Origin of the sequence: Flavisphingomonas formosensis (assembly GCF_009755815.1) — a bacterium.
Taxonomy (GTDB): domain Bacteria; phylum Pseudomonadota; class Alphaproteobacteria; order Sphingomonadales; family Sphingomonadaceae; genus Flavisphingomonas; species Flavisphingomonas formosensis.
This window is the reverse complement of the sequence record NZ_WRPK01000001.1, coordinates 906,217-924,610: the sequence shown is the minus strand read 5'-3', so window position 1 is coordinate 924,610 and position 18,394 is coordinate 906,217. Positions and strand designations below refer to the sequence as shown.

General features: G+C 67.2%; 18 protein-coding genes. 8 read left to right on the top strand and 10 right to left on the bottom strand.

Translation table 11 applies throughout. From position 1 onward, the window contains the following. The first annotated feature begins 2 nt into the window (after positions 1-2). Positions 3-320: a hypothetical protein gene (locus tag GQY20_RS04510; protein ID WP_157215802.1), complete on the top strand. Its 318-nt coding sequence runs from the start codon at positions 3-5 to the stop codon at positions 318-320. Positions 321-489: 169 nt separating this feature from the next. Here GQY20_RS04510 and GQY20_RS32790 read toward each other — a convergent pair whose 3' ends face one another. Then, a complete protein-coding gene (locus tag GQY20_RS32790; protein ID WP_269769723.1) occupies positions 490-822 on the bottom strand; it encodes an SDR family oxidoreductase in 333 nt (110 codons plus the stop codon). Beyond that, the gene (locus GQY20_RS32785) at positions 783-1,190 is read right to left on the bottom strand and encodes an SDR family NAD(P)-dependent oxidoreductase (protein WP_198350828.1); all 408 of its coding nucleotides are present in this window, start codon (positions 1,188-1,190) and stop codon (positions 783-785) included. Before GQY20_RS32785 ends, GQY20_RS32790 begins: the two co-directional genes overlap by 40 nt. A gap of 182 nt (positions 1,191-1,372) precedes the next feature. Here GQY20_RS32785 and GQY20_RS04500 point away from each other — a divergent pair, with 182 nt between their 5' ends. Continuing rightward, positions 1,373-1,597 (top strand): CDGSH iron-sulfur domain-containing protein, encoded by a 225-nt coding sequence (locus GQY20_RS04500; protein WP_157215801.1) that lies wholly within the window; start codon positions 1,373-1,375, stop codon positions 1,595-1,597. Between the two features lie 22 nt (positions 1,598-1,619). Here the strand turns inward: GQY20_RS04500 and GQY20_RS04495 are convergent, their stop codons facing one another. Continuing rightward, complete coding sequence (locus GQY20_RS04495; RefSeq protein ID WP_157215800.1) at positions 1,620-2,093, bottom strand: MarR family transcriptional regulator; 474 nt, start codon at positions 2,091-2,093, stop codon at positions 1,620-1,622. Positions 2,094-2,226: 133 nt separating this feature from the next. On the opposite strand from GQY20_RS04495, the gene GQY20_RS31920 reads away from it, so the two are divergent. The 4 genes from GQY20_RS31920 to GQY20_RS04475 all read left to right on the top strand — a co-directional run bounded on the left by GQY20_RS31920 (position 2,227) and on the right by GQY20_RS04475 (position 4,747). Next, the gene (locus tag GQY20_RS31920; RefSeq protein ID WP_198350827.1) at positions 2,227-3,186 is read left to right on the top strand and encodes a radical SAM protein; all 960 of its coding nucleotides are present in this window, start codon (positions 2,227-2,229) and stop codon (positions 3,184-3,186) included. Positions 3,187-3,267: 81 nt separating this feature from the next. Beyond that, positions 3,268-3,948 (top strand): glutathione S-transferase family protein, encoded by a 681-nt coding sequence (locus GQY20_RS04485; RefSeq protein ID WP_157215799.1) that lies wholly within the window; start codon positions 3,268-3,270, stop codon positions 3,946-3,948. Beyond that, complete coding sequence (locus GQY20_RS04480; protein WP_157215798.1) at positions 3,945-4,292, top strand: ArsR/SmtB family transcription factor; 348 nt, start codon at positions 3,945-3,947, stop codon at positions 4,290-4,292. Before GQY20_RS04485 ends, GQY20_RS04480 begins: the two co-directional genes overlap by 4 nt. Continuing rightward, positions 4,289-4,747 carry an SRPBCC family protein gene (locus GQY20_RS04475; protein ID WP_157215797.1) on the top strand — a complete coding sequence of 153 codons (459 nt, stop codon included), beginning with the start codon at positions 4,289-4,291 and terminating at the stop codon, positions 4,745-4,747. The genes GQY20_RS04480 and GQY20_RS04475 overlap by 4 nt, the downstream gene beginning before the upstream one ends. A 69-nt stretch (positions 4,748-4,816) precedes the next feature. Here GQY20_RS04475 and GQY20_RS04470 read toward each other — a convergent pair whose 3' ends face one another. After that, positions 4,817-7,054 (bottom strand): TonB-dependent receptor, encoded by a 2,238-nt coding sequence (locus GQY20_RS04470; RefSeq protein WP_157215796.1) that lies wholly within the window; start codon positions 7,052-7,054, stop codon positions 4,817-4,819. A gap of 125 nt (positions 7,055-7,179) precedes the next feature. After that, positions 7,180-9,030 (bottom strand): dihydroxy-acid dehydratase, encoded by a 1,851-nt coding sequence (gene ilvD / locus GQY20_RS04465; RefSeq protein ID WP_157215795.1) that lies wholly within the window; start codon positions 9,028-9,030, stop codon positions 7,180-7,182. A 126-nt stretch (positions 9,031-9,156) separates the two neighbouring features. Between ilvD and GQY20_RS04460 the strand changes: the two genes are divergently transcribed. Next, a complete protein-coding gene (locus GQY20_RS04460; RefSeq protein ID WP_157215794.1) occupies positions 9,157-10,077 on the top strand; it encodes a LysR family transcriptional regulator in 921 nt (306 codons plus the stop codon). An 82-nt stretch (positions 10,078-10,159) separates the two neighbouring features. Here GQY20_RS04460 and GQY20_RS04455 read toward each other — a convergent pair whose 3' ends face one another. The 5 genes from GQY20_RS04455 to GQY20_RS04435 all read right to left on the bottom strand — a co-directional run bounded on the left by GQY20_RS04455 (position 10,160) and on the right by GQY20_RS04435 (position 17,773). Beyond that, positions 10,160-10,558 carry a reverse transcriptase-like protein gene (locus GQY20_RS04455; RefSeq protein WP_232475878.1) on the bottom strand — a complete coding sequence of 133 codons (399 nt, stop codon included), beginning with the start codon at positions 10,556-10,558 and terminating at the stop codon, positions 10,160-10,162. Between the two features lie 7 nt (positions 10,559-10,565). After that, positions 10,566-12,128 carry a lipopolysaccharide biosynthesis protein gene (locus tag GQY20_RS04450; protein ID WP_157215792.1) on the bottom strand — a complete coding sequence of 521 codons (1,563 nt, stop codon included), beginning with the start codon at positions 12,126-12,128 and terminating at the stop codon, positions 10,566-10,568. After that, positions 12,125-14,908, bottom strand: a complete 2,784-nt coding sequence (gene polA / locus GQY20_RS04445) for a DNA polymerase I (RefSeq protein WP_157215791.1) — start codon at positions 14,906-14,908, stop codon at positions 12,125-12,127. The genes GQY20_RS04450 and polA overlap by 4 nt, the downstream gene beginning before the upstream one ends. Before the next feature lie 216 nt (positions 14,909-15,124). Further along, complete coding sequence (nadB, locus tag GQY20_RS04440) at positions 15,125-16,717, bottom strand: L-aspartate oxidase (protein ID WP_157215790.1); 1,593 nt, start codon at positions 16,715-16,717, stop codon at positions 15,125-15,127. 135 nt (positions 16,718-16,852) lie between these two features. After that, positions 16,853-17,773 (bottom strand): ABC transporter ATP-binding protein, encoded by a 921-nt coding sequence (locus GQY20_RS04435; RefSeq protein ID WP_157215789.1) that lies wholly within the window; start codon positions 17,771-17,773, stop codon positions 16,853-16,855. Between the two features lie 347 nt (positions 17,774-18,120). On the opposite strand from GQY20_RS04435, the gene GQY20_RS04430 reads away from it, so the two are divergent. Further along, positions 18,121-18,321 (top strand): zinc-finger domain-containing protein, encoded by a 201-nt coding sequence (locus tag GQY20_RS04430; RefSeq protein ID WP_157215788.1) that lies wholly within the window; start codon positions 18,121-18,123, stop codon positions 18,319-18,321. Positions 18,322-18,394: the final 73 nt, after the last annotated feature.

The window sequence follows — 18,394 nt, the reverse complement described above, 5'->3', positions numbered from 1 at the left end:
CCATGCGGCGGAGACTGCCGATACTCGCGGGCGCGACGCTGCTCGCCCTGTTTGCCGCGGCCTGCCACAAGCCGGAAGAACCCGCGGCGAACGAGAGCAACGTCACCGAGCCGGCGAAACCCGCGCCGCCGCCCGCGCCCAAGGTCGAGAAGCCGGTGGAGGCGCCCAAGGCGGAAGCACCCAAAGCCCCGCCGCCGCCCGAAGTCATGCCCGACCAGCAGGTGCTCGACGATGCCGACGCGACCGGCATGACGGCGCGCACCGACCGCGGCAGCGACGGCGATGCCGGTGCAGCGGCAAATGGCGGCGAGGGGCAGTAGCTCTCAGTTCGTCCCCCCCCCCCCCGGGAGGGGAGCTCCCGGATTCCCGCATCGATCCGGCCGCGTTTTTTCGCGCGTCATGCCAGCGGGAGCTGGGGGACGAAAAAAGTCCCGAATCAACGATGGGCGAGTACGGTGGCCCCGTTCCGGGGAGGATAAAGGAAGCCCCTCAATAATGGATCGAACCGCGTAATCCTCCGCCCGCCGCGATCGCATCGCCGGTGATCGCGACGCTGCGGGGCGAGGCGAGAAAGACGACGACGTCCGCCACTTCCTCCGCCTCGACGATGCGGCCGATCAGCGAGCCGCCATAGAGCGCCCTCTCCGCCTCGGCCTTCGACGTGCCGTCCGCAGCGGCGCGATCCGCGACGATCGCCGCGGTGCGCTCCGTACGGGTCTGCCCGGGATGGACGACGGTGACGTTGATGCCGTGCGGCCCCAGTTCGTCGGCCAGCGTCTTCGTCAGGGCGGAGACGCCGACATTGCGGATCGCCCCGACGATATTGCTGGAAAGCCGCGCGTTGAGGCCGCTGATATTGATGATCCGGCCCCAGCGGAGGAGACGCCCGCGATCCCCGCCGTCGGCGCGGTCGAGGCGGGCTGCGCCGCGGCGTTCACGACGATGTCGATGCCGCCGAGCGCGGCTGCGGCCGCCGCGACAAAGCCATCGACCGACGCATCGTCGCGCGTATCGACCGCGAAGCCATGCGCCTCGCCGCCTTCGGATGTGAGCACCGCCGCCGCCGCTCTCACGCCCTCGCCGATCGCGACACGCACCCCTTCGTCCAGCAACGCCCGCGCGATGGCCCGGCCGATGCCGCGGCTGCCGCCTGTCACGATGGCGCGTTTTCCCGTCAGTTGCAGATCCATGGCGATGCCCCTTCCGGCGGAAGCGTCGCCGCACCGCCCCGGCGATGCAAGCCGGATGCGCGCACCGGCGCGTCCGGACGAGGCTGTATCGCCACGCGCATCGGTGTATGCTCGCTTTGGTGAGGCGCCACGGCCCACAGGTCCGGACGCTCCACGCTCATGGCGTAACGGAGAGACGAACCATGGCCATCGATATCGTCACCACCAAAAACGGCCCCTATCTGGTGACGGGGGATCTGACCGCGCTGGAACTGCGCGACGGCAACGGCAATCTGATCGACGTGGCGGGCAAGAGCCGCGTCTTCCTGTGCCGCTGCGGCGCGTCGGTGAACAAGCCCTTCTGCGACGGGCAGCATTCGAAGATAGGCTTCGAGGCGGCGGAAGCGGCAGTGGGCGTCACCGGCTGAGGCCGCCCGGCACCCACATCGCTCAATGCTCCGCGGGCGCTCTTTCGCTGCGGCCGATTTCGATCAGCGCGGCGAGCGTGCGGCGGGTGCGCCGCAGATCTCCTGCATCGACCGCGGCGGCAAGCGCCGCATCGATCCGCGCGCGTGCCGCCCCCTGCACCGCCGCGGCCGCATGTCCGCGCTCGGTGAGGGTGACCGTCAGCCGACGCCTGTCCTCGCCGTCAACCGTGCGTGCGAGATAGCCACGCGACACCAGCGTGTCGACGAGTTGCCCGGCCGTTTGCTTGGCCACGCCCAGCTCGCGAATGAGCTGGCCGAGCGGTACGCCGCCCGCGCCAAGCGCGAGGCCGCCGATCACATAGAGGCCGTTTTTCGGAATGTCGTCATAGCCGGCCTCGACCAGTGCATGCCGCATCGCGGCACCGTAGGTGGTGCGTGCGTGCCGCAGCAGCGCCGGCAGCGCGATCGCGTCGTACCAGGGGACTTCTTCGATCATCGCCCCGCTCCTCTCGGAGAGGCCGGATATGGTACGCAACATTGACAGTCCAATTAACTGACTGTCATGTTCCGGCTGCGGGTCGGCAAGCGCGGGGCTTTGCTTTTGGCAGCACAGCGTTAGGCTCGTCACCGTGGCCGACGTCACCCATGCCCAGATCGAGCCGACGACGCGTTGCAACTTCGCATGCGGCTTCTGCGCGGGGCGATCGATGCGGCAGGGTGATCTGGCGTGGGAGGCTTTCGTCGCCTTCCTCGATGCCCATCCCGGCCTCCTCCATGTCGAACTGCAGGGCGAAGGCGAGCCATTGCTGCATCCTCGCTTCTTCGACATGGCGGCGGAATGCCGAGCGCGGGGCATCGCGGTCGGGCTGATCACGAATGGCAGCCTCTTGGACGAGGAGAGGATCGAACGACTGCTGGTGGCCGGGTTGGCTTCCATTCACATCTCGATGGAGAGTGCCGATCCGGACCAGTTCCGGCGCATCCGCGGCGGCAAGTTCGCCAAGGTGCGCCAAGGCATTGCGAGGCTCGCCGCGCGCCGCCGCGCGCGGGGGCAGACGCAGCCGGTGATCGGCCTTGCCGTCACCGTGCTGCGCGAGACGATCGGCGCGCTGCAGGGTATTTGCGATCTGTACATGGCCGAGCGGCTGGACGGTGGACTGCTCGTTCAGCCACTGCAGACCATGGCGTCCTATGCCGATCGCTATGATCCGGCGATGACCGCACAATTACTGGCCGGCGAAGACTGGCGGCGCTTCCTCGCGCTGCGCGCCGCGCTCGGCCAGGCGCTGCCGGTTCGCCGCACGGAGGATTATTTCTATCACGCGCTCTACGCCGGATTCGATCCGGCCCGCGCCACCTGCCCCTGGCTCGACCACGGCGCCTATCTGAACGCAACCGGTACCGTGACGGGATGCTGCTTCATGAAGGAGGAAACGGACGCCTTCGCTGCCGCCGCCGATCGCGCGGGCGGCGACGCCCGGCGCGCCGCGCTGGTGGGCACGCTGGACCGCGGCATAGTGCCCGCCGCCTGCCGCGGCTGCAGCACCGCCGCCGCGATCGTGGCAGCCCGGACGGTGTCGGCGGCATAGTTATCCGATCGGCTTATTTTTTCTTGCGGCTAGCGTCCCTCCTCAATAGTAAGCTGATGAGATAAGTTTTAGGAGAGACCTATGACGCTGACCCTGCACCACCATCCGCTCGCCTCCTTTTGCTGGAAGGTGGTGCTGGCGCTCGAGGAGAAACGCCTCGCCTATGACGGCGTGATCGTGAATCTCGGCGAGCCGCAGTCTCGCGCCGATCATCTCGCCCTCTGGCCGATCGGCAAGATGCCTGTGCTGGTGGATGCCGCGCGCGGCCGCACCATCCCCGAGACCTCGATCATCATCGAATATCTCGAGGATCATCATCCCGGCGCGTTGCCGCTGCTGCCCGGCGATGCCGACGCGCGGCTGGAGGTGCGGCTATGGGATCGCTTCTTCGACCTGTATGTCCAGGTGCCGATGCAGAAGTTCGTCAGCGATCATCTGCGCCCGGCGGACGCCAAGGATCCCGCCGGCATCGCCGATGCCAAGGCGACGCTTGCAACCGCCTATACGATGCTCGATGCGCATCTGGCCGACCGGCGCTGGGCCGCAGGCGACGCGTTCAGCATGGCGGATTGCGCGGCCGCGCCGGGCCTTTTCTACGCCGGCATCGTTCGGCCCTTTGCCGATCACCCGCATCTCGCCGCCTATTTCGAGCGACTGGCGGAGCGCCCCAGTTTTCGCCACGTGATCGCCGAGGCGCAGCCCTATTTCGAATATTATCCGTTCAACGCAGATATCCCCGCCCGCTTCCGGCAAGCGGCATGATCCAGGATGCGGGCGATGCGGGCGCCCTCGATCGCCTGTTCCACGCGCTGGCGGACGGCACCCGCCGCGCGATGATCGACCGGCTGGGCACGGGCCCCGCGTCAGTAAAAGAACTTGCGGCCCCCTTCGCCATGGCGTTGCCGTCGGTGATGAAGCATCTCGCCGTACTGGAATCGGGCGGGCTGGTCGAATCCGCCAAGCTCGGCCGGGTCCGCACCTATCGCCTCGCGCCCGATGCGCTGGCGCGGATCGATCGCTGGGTAGAGCTTCGCAAGGCCCGCTGGAGCCGCAGCTTCGACCGGCTGGACGCCTTTCTGGCGGAAGAGGAGGCAAAACTGCCATGACTGCACGCAGCGTCGATCATCGCAGTTTCACGTTGGAGCGCGAGTTGGCGGCGCATCCCGCCCGCGTCTTTCGAGCCTGGTCCGACCCCGAGGCGAAGAAGCGCTGGGCGGCGTGTGACGATCTCACCACCAACACCTATTTCAGTCTCGATTTCCGCCCCTATGGAAGCGAGATCAGCCGCGTCGTCGGTCCGGGCGGCAATGTGCACCTGTTCCAAGGCCAATATCTCGACATCGTGCCGGACGAGCGGATCATCTACGCCTACGACATCCATGTCGACGACGTCCGCCTCTCCGCCTCGCTCGTCACCGTGCTGTTCGCGCCCACTCCCGCCGGCACGCGGATGACCTTCATCGAGCAGATCGCCCTGCTGGACGGCCATCAGGATCTCGAAGAGCGCATACACGGCACCGGCGTGCTGTTCGAGCGGATCGAGAGAGAATTGGCGCTTTAATCCTCTCCCGCGGGGGAGGATGAAAGGCGTCGCATCGTTTCTGCGGAAAACACTTTTCCGCACGGTGCTCTAGAACCGCCCCTCGAAGCTCAGCCCCATCACGCGCGGTTCGCTCACCATGCCGCGCAGCCGACCATCCGGATCGAGCGCACTCGTCACCGGCTTCTCGACGTTGAAGATGTTCGAGACGATCAGGAAGGCGCCGAGATGCTCGCCCTGCCAGCCGAGCTTGGCATTGGCGAGAGTCAGCGGGCGGATGTCGCGGTGGGTCTGCACCAGTGCGCTCTGATAGAAGGCGCTGCGGTAGCGGGCGTTGATGTTGGCGAAGAGGCCGCTGGGATGCTGCCAGGTGACGCTGCCGAACAGCGTCCAGCGCGGCGCATTGGGGAATTCGTTGCCAGCCGCGCTCTGCAGCACCTGCCCGATGCCGACGTCGAAATCGGTGAACTTGGTGCGACTGTAGCCCGCGCCCCAGCCGAGGCTGATCGTGGCGGTCGGCCGCGCGCTGAATTCCGCCTCGAGCCCGTAGAGCCGCGAGCGACCGGCATTGATCACCTGCTTGTCGAAGGCCGAGCCGGGCGTCAGCTGGACGGAGACCTGCTGGTCCTTCCAGTCGATCCTGTAGAGGTTGGCATTGAACGTCAGCCGCCGGTCGAACCAGGCCGAACGCAGCGCCAGCTCGTAATTCCAGGTGAATTCGGGATTGAACACGAACACCTGCCCACGCTGCTGGTTGAGCCCCGATCCGCCCGCGCGATAACCACGCCGCGCGGTCAGGCTCAGCGTCATGTCGCGCATGACGTCATAGCTGAGCCCGATCTTCGGAAGCCAGGCATGGTAGCGCACCGTGCGTTCGGGCTGGTAGCTGGTCGCCGCCGCAGCCGTCGCCTGCAACAGACCGTTGATCTGCCCGATGATCGGCCCCAGCCCCGGATAGGCGGCAGGATCGGGCAGCGGCTTGTCGATCGCCACGCGCTGGTCGATGCCGCGCCGCTGGCTTTCCCGATCGTAGCGCAGGCCCGCGCGCAGCCGCAGGCGGGTTGTGATCGGCACGGTGAAATCGGCGAAAGCGGCATGGTTTTGCGTGACCCTCGGCTGATCGAGGCTGTTCACGATCGGCACGCCGCTGCCGTAGAGATTGATCACCGTGTCGACGGTCGCCTGGGGCAGACCCAGCTTGAGCAGCGACTGATCCACGCCCAGTCGGCGCAGCGAGAGATTCTGCGTCGCACCGAAGAAATAGCCGCGATTGTCGTCGCGCAGATAATAAGCGCCGATCAGGCCCTGCAGCCAGTTCCAGTCGACATTCAGCCGCAGTTCCTGCTGATAGGTCTTGTTCGGATCGTCGATCACCGCGATTTGCCCGGGATCCGCGCTATGGTCGGGATCATAGGCATAGTGGCTGCGGATATGGCTGTAATTGCCGACCGCCTTGAGCGTCAGCCCCGATCCGAGATCATAGCCGATGTCGAGCGTCGCGATGTCGCTCTTCACTTCGGTGACGTCGATCAGATCCGAGGTCGAGACGCGATCCTCCGGCGCGTAGGGCGGCTGGAGTTCGACATACAGGCCGCCGCGGCGATGGCGATCGTGCATGTAGGTGGCGACGACGCGCAGCCCCGGAACTGCGGCGGGCGTGAACAGCAGCTTGCCGCGCAGCGTCTCCGACTTGCGCCGATCGGCATCGCCGCCGGCATTGACGTTGCGGACGAGGCCATCGCTGCGGGCGATCTCCCCGGCGAGCCGGAAGGCGATCTGCCCGTCGACGATCGGGCCGCCGATCGCCGCACTCGCCCGCCGCTCACCCGTTTTGTCCGCGAGCAGCAGCCGCGCGCGGCCCGACCAGTCATAGCTGGGATCGGCCGTGCGGATGATCACCGCGCCGGCCAGCGCGTTGCGCCCCTGCACCGTCGACTGCGGGCCGCGAAAGACCTCGACCTGCGCGATGTCGGTGAGATCGAGCGGGCCGGTGACCAGCGCCGCCTTGGGCAACACCGCTCCATCCAGATAGACGCTCGCCAGCGCGCCATCGCCGCCACCCAGCACGTTCGATGCATCGATGCCGCGGATCGAGAAGCTGGTGCGATTGCCATTGACGACGACGTTCGCCATGCGATCGAGCACGTCGTAGACGCTGATGAGATTCTGGTCGACGATGGTCCTGCCGGTCGCCACTGCGACGCTGGACGGCGTCTGCTGCAGCGTTCGATCCTGCTTCTCGCCGGTGACGACGATCGTCACGTCCTCGGCCGGCGCCGTCTCCGTGCTTGCCCCATCCGCGGCCAGCGCCGGCCCGGATCCGATCATGGCGCACAGCATCACGCCGCACGCAGCCCCCTTTAACGCCACATTACCCCCCGGGTGTCACTTCCCCGGGGGCAAGTTAGCCTTATTGGTTAGCGATGTGTAGACCTTACCGGCCGGACGCGATCTCAGTCCTCGACCTGGCTGACATCGCGCACCGCGCCGCGCGCCGCATTGGTGGTCATCGCCGCATAGGCCCGCAGCGCCGGCGAAACGGCGCGCTTGCGGCCAAGCGGCTTCCATGCCGCCTTGCCCTTCGCCTCCATCGTCCCATGGCGCTCGGCGATCACGGCGTCGTCGAGATCGAGGCGAATGACGCGATTGGGAATGTCGATCACGATCGGATCGCCGGTCTCGACCAGCGCGATCAGCCCGCCTTCCGCCGCCTCGGGCGAGACATGGCCGATCGACAGGCCCGAGGTTCCGCCCGAGAAGCGGCCATCGGTGATCAGCGCGCACGCCTTGCCCAGCCCCTTCGATTTCAGATAGCTGGTCGGGTACAGCATTTCCTGCATGCCCGGCCCGCCCTTCGGCCCCTCATAGCGGATGACGACGACGTCGCCGGCCTCGACCTGGTTGCCGAGGATGCCGGCCACCGCTGCGTCCTGGCTCTCATAGACGCGCGCCTTGCCTGTGAAGGTCAGGATCGATTCGTCGACGCCCGCGGTCTTCACGATACAGCCTTCCGGCGCGAGATTGCCGAACAGCACGGCGAGGCCGCCATCCTTGGAGAAAGGATGCTCCACCGAGCGGATGACGCCGCCCTCGCGATCGGTGTCGAGTTCCTCCCAGCGCGCCGACTGGCTGAACGCCACCTGCGTCGGCACGCCGCCCGGCGCCGCACGGAAGAAGCTGCGCACCGCCTCGCTGTCGCTGCGGCCGATATCCCAGCGGGCGAGCGCGTCGGCGAGCGTCGGGGCGTGGACGGTCGGCCGGCTCGCATCGATCAGCCCGCCGCGCTCCAGTTCGCCGAGGATCGACATGATGCCGCCGGCGCGGTGGACATCCTCCATATGCACGTCCGCCTTGGCCGGCGCGACCTTGCACAGGCAGGGCACGCGGCGCGACAGCCGGTCGATGTCGGCCATAGTGAAATCCACCCCGCCTTCCTGGGCGGCGGCGAGCAGGTGGAGCACCGTGTTGGTCGATCCGCCCATCGCGATATCGAGGCTCATCGCATTCTCGAAGGCGGCGAAGGTGGCGATACCGCGGGGCAGCGCGGTCTCGTCATCCTGCTCGTACCAGCGCTTGGCGAGATCGACGATCAGCCGCCCCGCCTCGCGGAACAGCCGCTCGCGATCGGCGTGCGTCGCGAGCACCGAGCCGTTGCCCGGCAGCGAGAGGCCAAGCGCCTCGGTCAGGCAGTTCATCGAATTGGCGGTGAACATGCCCGAGCAGCTGCCGCAGGTCGGGCAGGCGGAGCGCTCGACCGTCTTCACCTCTTCGTCGCTATAGGACTCGTCCGCGGCGACGACCATCGCGTCGACCAGGTCGAGGGCGCGCTTCTCGCCCTTCACGACCACCTTGCCGGCCTCCATCGGCCCGCCCGAGACGAACACCGCCGGGATGTTGAGCCGCATCGCCGCCATCAGCATGCCGGGCGTGATCTTGTCGCAATTGGAGATGCAGACCAGCGCGTCGGCGCAATGGGCGTTGACCATATATTCGACGCTGTCGGCGATCAGCTCGCGGCTGGGCAGCGAATAGAGCATGCCGCCATGGCCCATGGCGATGCCGTCGTCGACCGCGATGGTGTTGAATTCCTTGGCGACACCGCCTGCCGCCTCGATCTCGCGCGCGACGAGCTGGCCAAGATCCTTCAGATGGACATGGCCCGGCACGAACTGGGTGAAGCTGTTCGCCACCGCGATGATCGGCTTGCCGAAATCCTCGTCCTTCATCCCCGTCGCCCGCCAGAGGCCGCGGGCGCCGGCCATGTTGCGGCCATGGGTGGTGGTACGGGAACGATAGGCAGGCATGAGGGACACTCCCGAGTCGCGTTGGCCCATTATGGGGCCCGTTGCTTTGACGGCGGAGATAGCCCGCTTCGCGATCAAGGGGAAATATATTACTCTGCCCTAATTAGGTCGCAGAGGATATCAGATATGGACATCCGCCAGCTCCGCCATTTCGCGGCGGTCGCCCAGACGCTGCATTTCGGCCAGGCTGCCGAGATGCTGGGCATGACGCAGCCGCCGCTCAGCCAGTCGATCATGGCGCTGGAGCGGGAGCTGGGCGCGCCGCTGTTCGAGCGCACCAAGCGCAGCGTGGCGCTGACCCCGTTCGCCGTCGCGCTGCTGCCGCATGTCCGCACGGTACTGGATGGGATGGTGGCGCTGCCTGAGACTGCCCGCCGGCTGCGCGAGGGAATCAGCGGTCAGCTCGCGCTCAGCTTCGTCAGCACCGCAGACTATGGCATCCTGCCGGAGCTGGTGCGCCGCTACGCCACCGCCTTCCCGGACGTCGCGATCACGCTGACGGAGGCGACGAGCGACGTGCAGATCGCCGCGCTGGCCGAGGGCAAGGGCGATGTCGGCCTCGTCATCCCGCCGCCGGCCGCCGCCTTTCCCGATCCGCTCGCCTATCTGCCGCTGGTGACGGAGCCGCTGGTCGCGGCAGTACCCGAAAGCTGGATCGCGGAGGGACAGATGCGGCCGGACGGAGCGGGGCGGCTGGCGCCGGAGGCGGTGACCGGCGCGCCGCTGATCCTCTTTCCGCGGCAGAGCGCACCCGCCTTCCACGATCTCGTCACCGGCTATTACGCCGCACATGGCGGCCGCGCGCGGATCGCGCAGGAGGCCATCCAGATGCAGACGATCATCAGCCTCGTCTCGGCCGGCATGGGCATCGCGCTCGTCCCCGCCTCGCTGCGCAACCTTTCGCGAACCGGCGTCGCCTATGTCGACCTCGCCGGCCCGACGCCGATGCTGGAGACGGGCCTGTGCTGGCGCACCGATGACAGCAGGCCGACCGTCACGCGCTTCCTTGAGGTGTCACGGGAGATGATGGCGCTGCCGACGGCCTGATCATTTTCCGTCGCTTGGGCTGGACGGGGGGAAAGGGCATATCGATGCTAAAGATTGTCGACGGCAAGGATCACCGTGGGCGTCATACCACGCCGAGCCCTGCGTGCCGCCGCGCCAGCGCGATGCCCGCGAGATTCCTCGAGCGCGGCACATGGCGCAGGCCGAACCGCCCGAGCCGGAGCGTGAGTGCGGCGAAGCGCTGCGCATGCAGGCGCAGTTCGGGCGCGCGGCATTTCCAGGCTCTGCTCGCCTGACGGATCACCAGCAGCGAATCGCCGATGAACGAGACGTCGACCAGCCCGAGCGCGATCGCCGTCTCCGCAGCGTGGACCAGCGCCAGCCACTCCGCCTCGCTGCTGCCGCCGATACCGAGATCGGTGCGGACATGGCTCGTGCCGCGCACCACCACAGCGGTCTCCATCGGGCCGGGATTGGGCCGGCAGCCGCCGTCGAAATAAAGCTTGGTGCGAGCCGGCGCCACGGCGTCGTCAGGCCTTGGCGGCCACGGGCTCGTCGCCGTCCTTCTTGCGCATGCGGAACAGCTCGCGATCCTCATGGCCGAAGCCGCGATACCAGACGACCACGCCATAGGCGGCCAGGATCAGCGGCACGCCGAGGCCGAGCTCCAGCCATTCGGGCAGCAGGGTCGCCACGGCGCCGACGACCAGCGCCGCCGCCGTCGCCGGCACCAAGGCCCAGCGCCAGCCCGAGACGCGGCCGCCGAGCAGCCTGGAGAGCAGACGCGCCTTCAACACCGAGGCGAAGGCGAGCGCCACCATGAGGCCGATCGCCACGCCCGCGGCAGAGACCGGATCGTTGCCGAACCCGCCCGGCCCCGGCGCCGGCAGGTCCATCGCCTGATATTCGGGCATGAAATCGCGGATTACGTAGATCAGCGCGATCGACACCACGATCTGCACGACGATCATCGCGCAGGAGATCAGCAGGTTGCGCAGCCGCGCGACATAGATGAGCGCCGCCTCGCTGACCGCCGCCGTCGCCGCGATCGCCTCCGCGGCGAGCAGGAAGGCGAGCGCCGCCGTACCGGTAACGAAGCTGGGGCCGACCAGTCCCATCACAGCCTTGCCCGGAATGCCGAGCGCCAGCGCGATGCCGAGCTGCGCAGCGATGATCCAGAAGCCGACCTGGCGGACCTGCCTGGCGACCGCCAGCTTGTTGCCCTCCTCCAGATTCTGGGTGATCACCGGCCCCAATATCGGATCGAAGCTGGTCTTGAGCTTCTGCGGCAGCGAGGCGACCTGTTGCGCGACATAATAGATGCCCACGATGTCCGGCAGGAAGAAACGCCCGAGAATGTAGATATCCAGCCGGCGCGATCCCCATTCGATCGCGTCGGCGCCCGCGAGTGGCAGGTTGCGCAACGCGATCCGGGCGAGGTGCAGCGGCTCGGGCCGCCAGCCGGAGGGCCAGCCATAGCTGCGCATCAGCGGCACGATCGAGGCGATCAGCGCCGCGATGGTGGAGAGCACATAGGCCAGGATCAGGCCATCGCGATGGGAATAGAAAGCGAGCAGCGCGGCGCCGATGCTGATCGTCCAGGGTTCGACGATCGCCCGCGCCTTCACCGTCGCGCCGATATCGCCGCGATAGGCGAGCGCTGCGAGCGCGATATCCGATCCCACCCAACCGAAAATGGTGAGCGGCAGCAGCCAGTCGAGCCCGTTGATCTGGCTGTTCGGGAACATGAGGCCGGGCAGGAAGATCAGCACCGTCGCCGCGACCGCCGATCCCGCCATGCCGACGAGCATCCCGTCCCATACCACATGGACATGCGGGCTGGACGTCCGGGCGAGCTGCTGCGCCAGACCGCGCTTGAGGCCGAGCGTGGCGAGCTGCGCCGCGAACTCGATGGTGATCGTCGCCAGCGCGAAACGGCCGAGCGCGTCGGCGCCATAGATGCGGCCGGCGATGAACAGGAAGGGCAGCCGCGCCGCCAGCCGGATCAGGAAGCCGAAAAAATTCGTGCGCCCGCCGGCGGCGAGCGCCTTGATGTCGCCACCGGGCTCGGTGACGTCAGGCGATGCGCTCAATGTGCGGCGCCCCAGCTTCGTCCGGTGCCGATCTCGACGTCGAGCGGGACGCTGAGCGTCACCGCAGGTTCCGCGGCGCCCGCCATCACCTGGCGGATCACCGCGCTCGCAGCCTCGACATCCCCTTCGGCCAGTTCGAACACCAGCTCGTCATGTACTTGCAGCAGCATGCGCACATTGGGAAGGCCCGCCGCGGCGAGCGCGGGGCCCATGCGCACCATCGCGCGCTTGATGATGTCCGCGCTCGTGCCCTGGATCGGCGCGTTGATCGCGGCGCGCTCGCTGCCCTGCCGCTCGGACTGGTTGGCCGAGCGGATGCGCGGGAAATGCGTCTTGCGGCCGAACAAGGTCGAGACATAGCCCTGCTCGCGCGCATGGGTCAGCGTCTCGGCGATGTAGCGGTTGATGCCGGGGAAGCGTTCGAAATAGCGGTCGATCATTCCCTGCGCTTCGTCGGCAGTGATGCCGAGCCGGCCGCCCAGTCCCCAGCGCGAAATGCCGTAGAGGATCGAGAAGTTGATCGTCTTGGCGCGGCCGCGCGTATCGCGGTTGACCTCGCCGAACAGCTCCATCGCGGTCATCGAGTGGATGTCGTTGCCCCGCGCAAACGCATCCTTGAGCGCCGGCACGTCCGCCATGTGCGCGGCGAGGCGCAGCTCGATCTGGCTGTAATCGGCCGAGAGCAGCACATTGCCCGGTTCCGCGACGAACGCGTCGCGGATGCGGCGGCCGACCTCGGTGCGGATCGGGATATTCTGCAGGTTGGGATCGGTCGACGCGAGCCGGCCGGTCGCCGCCACCGCCATGCTGAAGCTGGTGTGCACGCGCCCGCTGGCCGGATTGATCTGCGCCTGGAGTGCGTCGGTATAGGTGCTCTTGAGCTTGGAGACCTGCCGCCATTCCAGCACCTTGGCGGCGATCTCCACGCCGGGGCTGCCGTCCTTGGCGGCGGCAATCCGCTCCAGCTCGGTCACGTCGGTCGAATAGACGCCGGTCTTGCCCTTGCGCCCGCCCTTCAGGCCCATCCGCTCGAACAGCACCTCGCCGAGCTGCTTGGGACTGCCGATGGTGAAGGGGCCGCCCGCGATGCCATGAATCTCGCCTTCGAGGCGCATCATCTCGCCGGCGAACTCGGCGGAAAGCCGCGACAACTCCTCGCGGTCGACCTTGATGCCGGCGCGCTCCATCTCGGCGAGCACGGGCACGAGCGGGCGATCCACCAGCTCATAGACGCGCGTCGCAGCCTCGCGCGCGAGACGCGGGCGGAGCTTCTTCCACAGCCGCAGCGTGACGTCCGCATCCTCGGCGGCATATTCGGTCGCCTTGTCGAGCGGCACCTTGTCGAAGGTGAGCTGCGACTTGCCGCTGCCTGCCACATCCTTGAACGCGATCGGACGGTGGCCGATGTGCAGCTCGCTGAGCTCGTCCATGCCATGATTGTGGAGGCCGGCGTCGAGCGCGTAGCTCAACAGCATCGTGTCGTCATAAGGCGCGACGTCGATGCCGTTGCGGCGGAACATGATCAGGTCATATTTCAGGTTCTGGCCGATCTTGAGGATTGCCGGATCCTCGAGGAGCGGCTTCACCTTCGCCAGAACGAGATCGCGCGGCAGCTGTTCCGGCGGTGCGCTCAGCAGCCCGTCACCGCTATGGGCGATCGGGATGTAGCAGCCCATGCCGGGCGCATGGCTGAGGCTGATGCCGACCAGCGTGGCGCGCACGCAATCCTTGCTGTCGGTCTCGGTATCGACCGCGATCGTGCCGACGGCGCGGCATGCGGCGATCCAGCGATCCAGCGCCTCCTCGCTCGTCACCGCCTCATAGGCCTTGTGATCGAAGGGCGGCTCGTCCTCGGGCGGCGGCGAGGGAGCCGGGGCAGGTGCTCCGGCCGCGGATTTTGCGCCGCCGGCAGCGGGACCGCCGACCTTGAGCAGCAGCGACTTGAAGCCCTGATCCTCGAGAAAGGCGCGCAGCGGCTCGGGCGGAAGGCCCTTGAGGGCGAGATCGGCAAGCGGCTCGGGCAGCGGCGCATCGCATTTGAGGCGGACGAGCTCACGGCTGAGCCGGGCATTGTCGGCATGGTCGATCAGCGACTGTTTGAGCTTGGGCTTCTTGATCTGGTCGACCGAGGCGAGGACGGTCGCGACGTCGCCGAACTGCTGGATGAGCTGCGCCGCGGTCTTGGGGCCGATGCCGGGGACGCCCGGCACATTGTCGACGCTGTCGCCCATCAGGCCGAGCACCTCGCCCAGCTGCTCGGGCGGGACGCCCCACTTCTCGATAACCTCGTCGCGCCCGATGCGCTTGTTGGCCATGGTGTCGAGCAGGTCGAGCCCGGGGCGGACGAGCTGCATCAGATCCTTGTCTGAGGAGACGATCGTCACCTGCCAGCCCTCGGCCAGCGCGGCCTCGGCATAGCAGGCTATGATGTCGTCGGCCTCCAACCCCTCTTCCTCGATGCAGGGCACGGAGAAGGCCCGCGTCGCGACCCGGATCAGCGGAAATTGCGGAACGAGATCCTCAGGCGGCGGCGGCCGGTGCGCCTTGTACTGATCATACATCTCGTTGCGGAAGCTCTTCGAGGATGCATCGAAGATCACCGCGAGATGGGTCGGCCCATCCGCCTTGTTGAGCTCGTCGACCAGCTTCCAGAGCATCGTGGTGAAGCCATAGACGGCGCCCACCGGTTCGCCACGCACGTTGGTTAGCGGCGGGAGCCGGTGATAGGCGCGGAAGATGTAGCCGGAGCCGTCGACGAGATAGAGATGGTTCGAAGCCATCGCGCGTATCTAGAGCCTGATCGTGCGGCGGGAAAGCGCTTCGCGTCACACGCGGCCACGGAGGGCCGGTTCTGCACAAATGTTAAGCGATCGGTTCATATGGCAAGGCCGTTTCCGGCCGGAATTCAGCCAGTTTTCCCACGCTTGCTTCAGGCCGGCGCTGGTAACCGCACCAACGGACCAAACGTCGCCCTGCCCTTCGCAGGGGCGACGTTGTCACGGCGTCAGGACCGTATCCTGCGCGTCGAGCAGCATGTTCGGATAATCCAGCGTGTAGTGCAGCCCCCGGCTCTCCTTGCGGCGCAGCGCCGAGCGGACGATGAGGTCCGCCACCTCGATCAGGTTGCGCAGCTCGATCAGGTCCGCGGTGACGCGGAAATTGCCGTAATAATCCTCGACCTCGCGGCGCAGCAGGCGGATGCGGTGGTGCGCGCGCTCCAGCCGCTTGGTGGTGCGCACGATGCCGACATAGTCCCACATGAATCGGCGTATCTCGCGCCAATTATGCTGCACGATCACCTCCTCGTCCGAATCGGTGACGCGGCTCTCGTCCCAGCCGCGAATCGGCGGCGGCTCGGGCAGCTCGTCCCAATGACGGCCGATATGGGCTGCGGCCGCCTCGCCGAACACGAAGCATTCGAGCAGCGAGTTGGACGCGAGCCGGTTCGCGCCGTGCAGGCCGGACTGGGTGCATTCGCCCACCGCGTAGAGGCCGGGCAGGTCGGTGCGGCCTTTGAGGTCCACGATGATGCCGCCGCAGGTATAATGCTGCGCGGGGACCACCGGGATCGGCTCCCTGGTGATGTCGATGCCGAGCCCGATCAGCTTGGTGTAGATGTTCGGAAAATGCTCCTTCACGAACTCGGGCGGCCGGTGGCTGATGTCGAGATGGACATAGTCGAGGCCGAGCCGCTTGATCTCATGGTCGATCGCACGGGCGACCACGTCGCGCGGAGCGAGCTCGGCGCGCGGATCGAAATCGGGCATGAAGCGGTGGCCGGAGCCGGGCAATTTGAGCTGGCCGCCCTCGCCGCGCACCGCCTCGGTGATCAGGAAATTCTTGACCTCGAGATTGTAGAGGCAGGTCGGGTGGAACTGCATCATCTCCATGTTGGACACGCGGCAACCGGCGCGCCACGCCATGGCGATGCCGTCGCCGGTCGCGCCGCGCGGGGCCGTTGAATAGAGGTAGGTGCGCCCCGCCCCACCGGTCGCCAGGATCGTCGCGCGCGCGGTGAACAGTTCGACGCGATCGGTCCGCCGGTTGAGCGCATAGACGCCCCACACATGGCCCTCGCCCGAATAGCGCCGGCCGTGCCGCCCGGTGACGAGATCGATCGCCGCCATGTCGGGCACGAGCGTGATGTTGGGATGCGCCTCGGCCGCCTTTTCGAGCGCCTGCTGCACCGCCCAGCCGGTGGCGTCGTCGACATGGACGATGCGGCGATGGCTGTGCCCGCCCTCGCGCGTCAGATGCCAGCGCTCGGTGTCGCCTTCATTGAACGGCACGCCGAGCTGCGCCAGCCGCTCGATCGCGGCAGGAGCATTCTCGACGACATACTCCACCGTCTTGCGGTTGTTGAGCCCCGCGCCGGCGATCATCGTATCTTCGATGTGGCTTTCGAAGGTGTCGCCCTCTTCCAGCACGGCGGCGATGCCACCCTGTGCCCAGGCAGTCGACCCGTCCGAAAGCTTGCCCTTGGCGAGCACGACGACGCGGAAGCGATCGGCGAGGTTGAGCGCGGCGGTGAGGCCGGCTGCGCCCGATCCGACGATCAGGACGTCATGGGTATGCGCGACGCTGGCCAATCCTCACCTGCCCTGTGCCCGAGCTCCGAATGCCGCGGTAGCTAGGCGGCGCGGCCCCCGAGGGCAAGTGCGACGGAATTGTTACGGGAGTGCAGTGGGTGCAATTGAGCGCTTCCACTCACGATAAGAGCGAAATCAGGCCGCGGCGCGGGTGAGATTGAGGAACACGTCCTCCAGGTCCGCCTCGCGCGTCGAGACGTCGACGATGCCGAGCCCTTCCGCCTGCAGCGCGGCCAGCACCTCGCCGGCATTCACCTTCTGCTTGTTGTAGGTGACGACGACGGTGCGTTCGCCCTTGAGCTCGATCTTCTCGAAGCAGGCTGCGGCGGGCGCCTGGGCGAGGTCACGGTCGACCGTGACCTCCACCGCCTTCTCCTGCGCCATGCCGACCAGCGTGCGCGTGGTCTCGTTGGCGATCACCCTGCCGTGGTTGATGATCGCGATGCGGTCGCACAGCTCCTCGGCTTCCTCGAGATAATGGGTGGTCAGCACCACGGTGACGCCGCCCTCGTTCAGCTCGCGCACATAGGCCCAGAGCTGCTGACGCAGCTGGATGTCGACGCCGGCGGTCGGTTCGTCGAGCACCAGCACGGGCGGGGTGTGGACCATCGCCTTGGCCACCATCAGCCGACGCTTCATGCCTCCCGAAAGAGTCCGCGCATAGGCGTGCGCCTTGTCCTCGAGATGCACGGCGCGCAGCAGCTCCATCGAACGGCGCTGCGCCGGCTTGACGCCGTAAAGGCCGCCCTGGATCTCCAGCGCCTCGAACGGCGTGAAGAAGGGATCGAACAGGATTTCCTGCGGCACGATGCCGATCGATGCCTTGGCGTTGCGCGGATCGGCATCGATGTCGAAGCCCCAGATCGAGACCGTGCCCGAGGTCTTGCGCACCATGCCGGCCAGGATGTTGATAAGAGTGGACTTGCCCGCGCCATTGGGGCCGAGAAGCCCGAAAATCTGGCCGCGCGGCACGTCAAGGCTGACGTCCGTCAGCGCCTGCTTGCCGCCCGCATAGATTTTGGAGAGCCCCTGGATGCTGATCGCCGCGTCGCTCATGGCCCGCGCATAGGGGAGAAGTCGTGGTGATGGAAGCGCCGCTTTAGCGACGCCCAGTCAGCGCGCATTCATCCGCTCTCGCTCATCCGCATGCTATGGCGCGAGGCGCCGGCGCGCAAAGCCACGATTTACCACAAAAATTCAGCACGCATTTACTTCCGATGCGCAGGACGGAGCGATGTTCTACGCCGTCTACCACCTGCCCCGCTCGCGCCGGGCGCTGCTTGTTGCGGCGGCGGCCGCCGCCGTGCTGGCGCTGATGATGCAGGCATCCGCCGAGCATTTGCTCGCCTGAACGCAGCGCGACCGCTTGAATGAGCCGGCCCGGCTGCGCTAGGGCGAATCACATGCAGCCCGCGCCCGAAATCGTCCGCACCACCTCGTCCCGCGTCGCCTGTGACGGCGCCAGCGACATCCCTGGGGGAGCCGCGCTCGGCCACCCGCGCGTCTTCATCGAGATCGATGAGAAGGGTTATGCCGATTGCGGCTATTGCGACCGCCGCTTCGTGCTGGCCGGCGGCCCGGCGGACGAGACCGCGGCGCACTGATCGCCCGTCCCCTGCTGAGGCCGGGGAAGCATCGATGGTCATGCTGAACGCGTTTCAGCATGCCCCCCGATGA

What these genes read in the sequence shown, in the direction of transcription:
- GQY20_RS04485 (WP_157215799.1), top strand. Translation starts at nt 3,268, where the DNA reads ATGACGCTGACCCTGCACCACCATCCGCTCGCCTCCTTTTGCTGGAAG.
- GQY20_RS04430 (WP_157215788.1), top strand. Translation starts at nt 18,121, where the DNA reads ATGCAGCCCGCGCCCGAAATCGTCCGCACCACCTCGTCCCGCGTCGCC.
- GQY20_RS04495 (WP_157215800.1), bottom strand. Translation starts at nt 2,093, where the DNA reads ATGATCGAAGAAGTCCCCTGGTACGACGCGATCGCGCTGCCGGCGCTG.
- GQY20_RS04480 (WP_157215798.1), top strand. Translation starts at nt 3,945, where the DNA reads ATGATCCAGGATGCGGGCGATGCGGGCGCCCTCGATCGCCTGTTCCAC.
- GQY20_RS04470 (WP_157215796.1), bottom strand. Translation starts at nt 7,054, where the DNA reads ATGATCGGATCCGGGCCGGCGCTGGCCGCGGATGGGGCAAGCACGGAG.
- GQY20_RS04460 (WP_157215794.1), top strand. Translation starts at nt 9,157, where the DNA reads ATGGACATCCGCCAGCTCCGCCATTTCGCGGCGGTCGCCCAGACGCTG.
- GQY20_RS04510 (WP_157215802.1), top strand. Translation starts at nt 3, where the DNA reads ATGCGGCGGAGACTGCCGATACTCGCGGGCGCGACGCTGCTCGCCCTG.
- GQY20_RS32785 (WP_198350828.1), bottom strand. Translation starts at nt 1,190, where the DNA reads ATGGATCTGCAACTGACGGGAAAACGCGCCATCGTGACAGGCGGCAGC.
- polA (WP_157215791.1), bottom strand. Translation starts at nt 14,908, where the DNA reads ATGGCTTCGAACCATCTCTATCTCGTCGACGGCTCCGGCTACATCTTC.
- GQY20_RS04435 (WP_157215789.1), bottom strand. Translation starts at nt 17,773, where the DNA reads ATGAGCGACGCGGCGATCAGCATCCAGGGGCTCTCCAAAATCTATGCG.
- GQY20_RS04475 (WP_157215797.1), top strand. Translation starts at nt 4,289, where the DNA reads ATGACTGCACGCAGCGTCGATCATCGCAGTTTCACGTTGGAGCGCGAG.
- GQY20_RS04500 (WP_157215801.1), top strand. Translation starts at nt 1,373, where the DNA reads ATGGCCATCGATATCGTCACCACCAAAAACGGCCCCTATCTGGTGACG.
- ilvD (WP_157215795.1), bottom strand. Translation starts at nt 9,030, where the DNA reads ATGCCTGCCTATCGTTCCCGTACCACCACCCATGGCCGCAACATGGCC.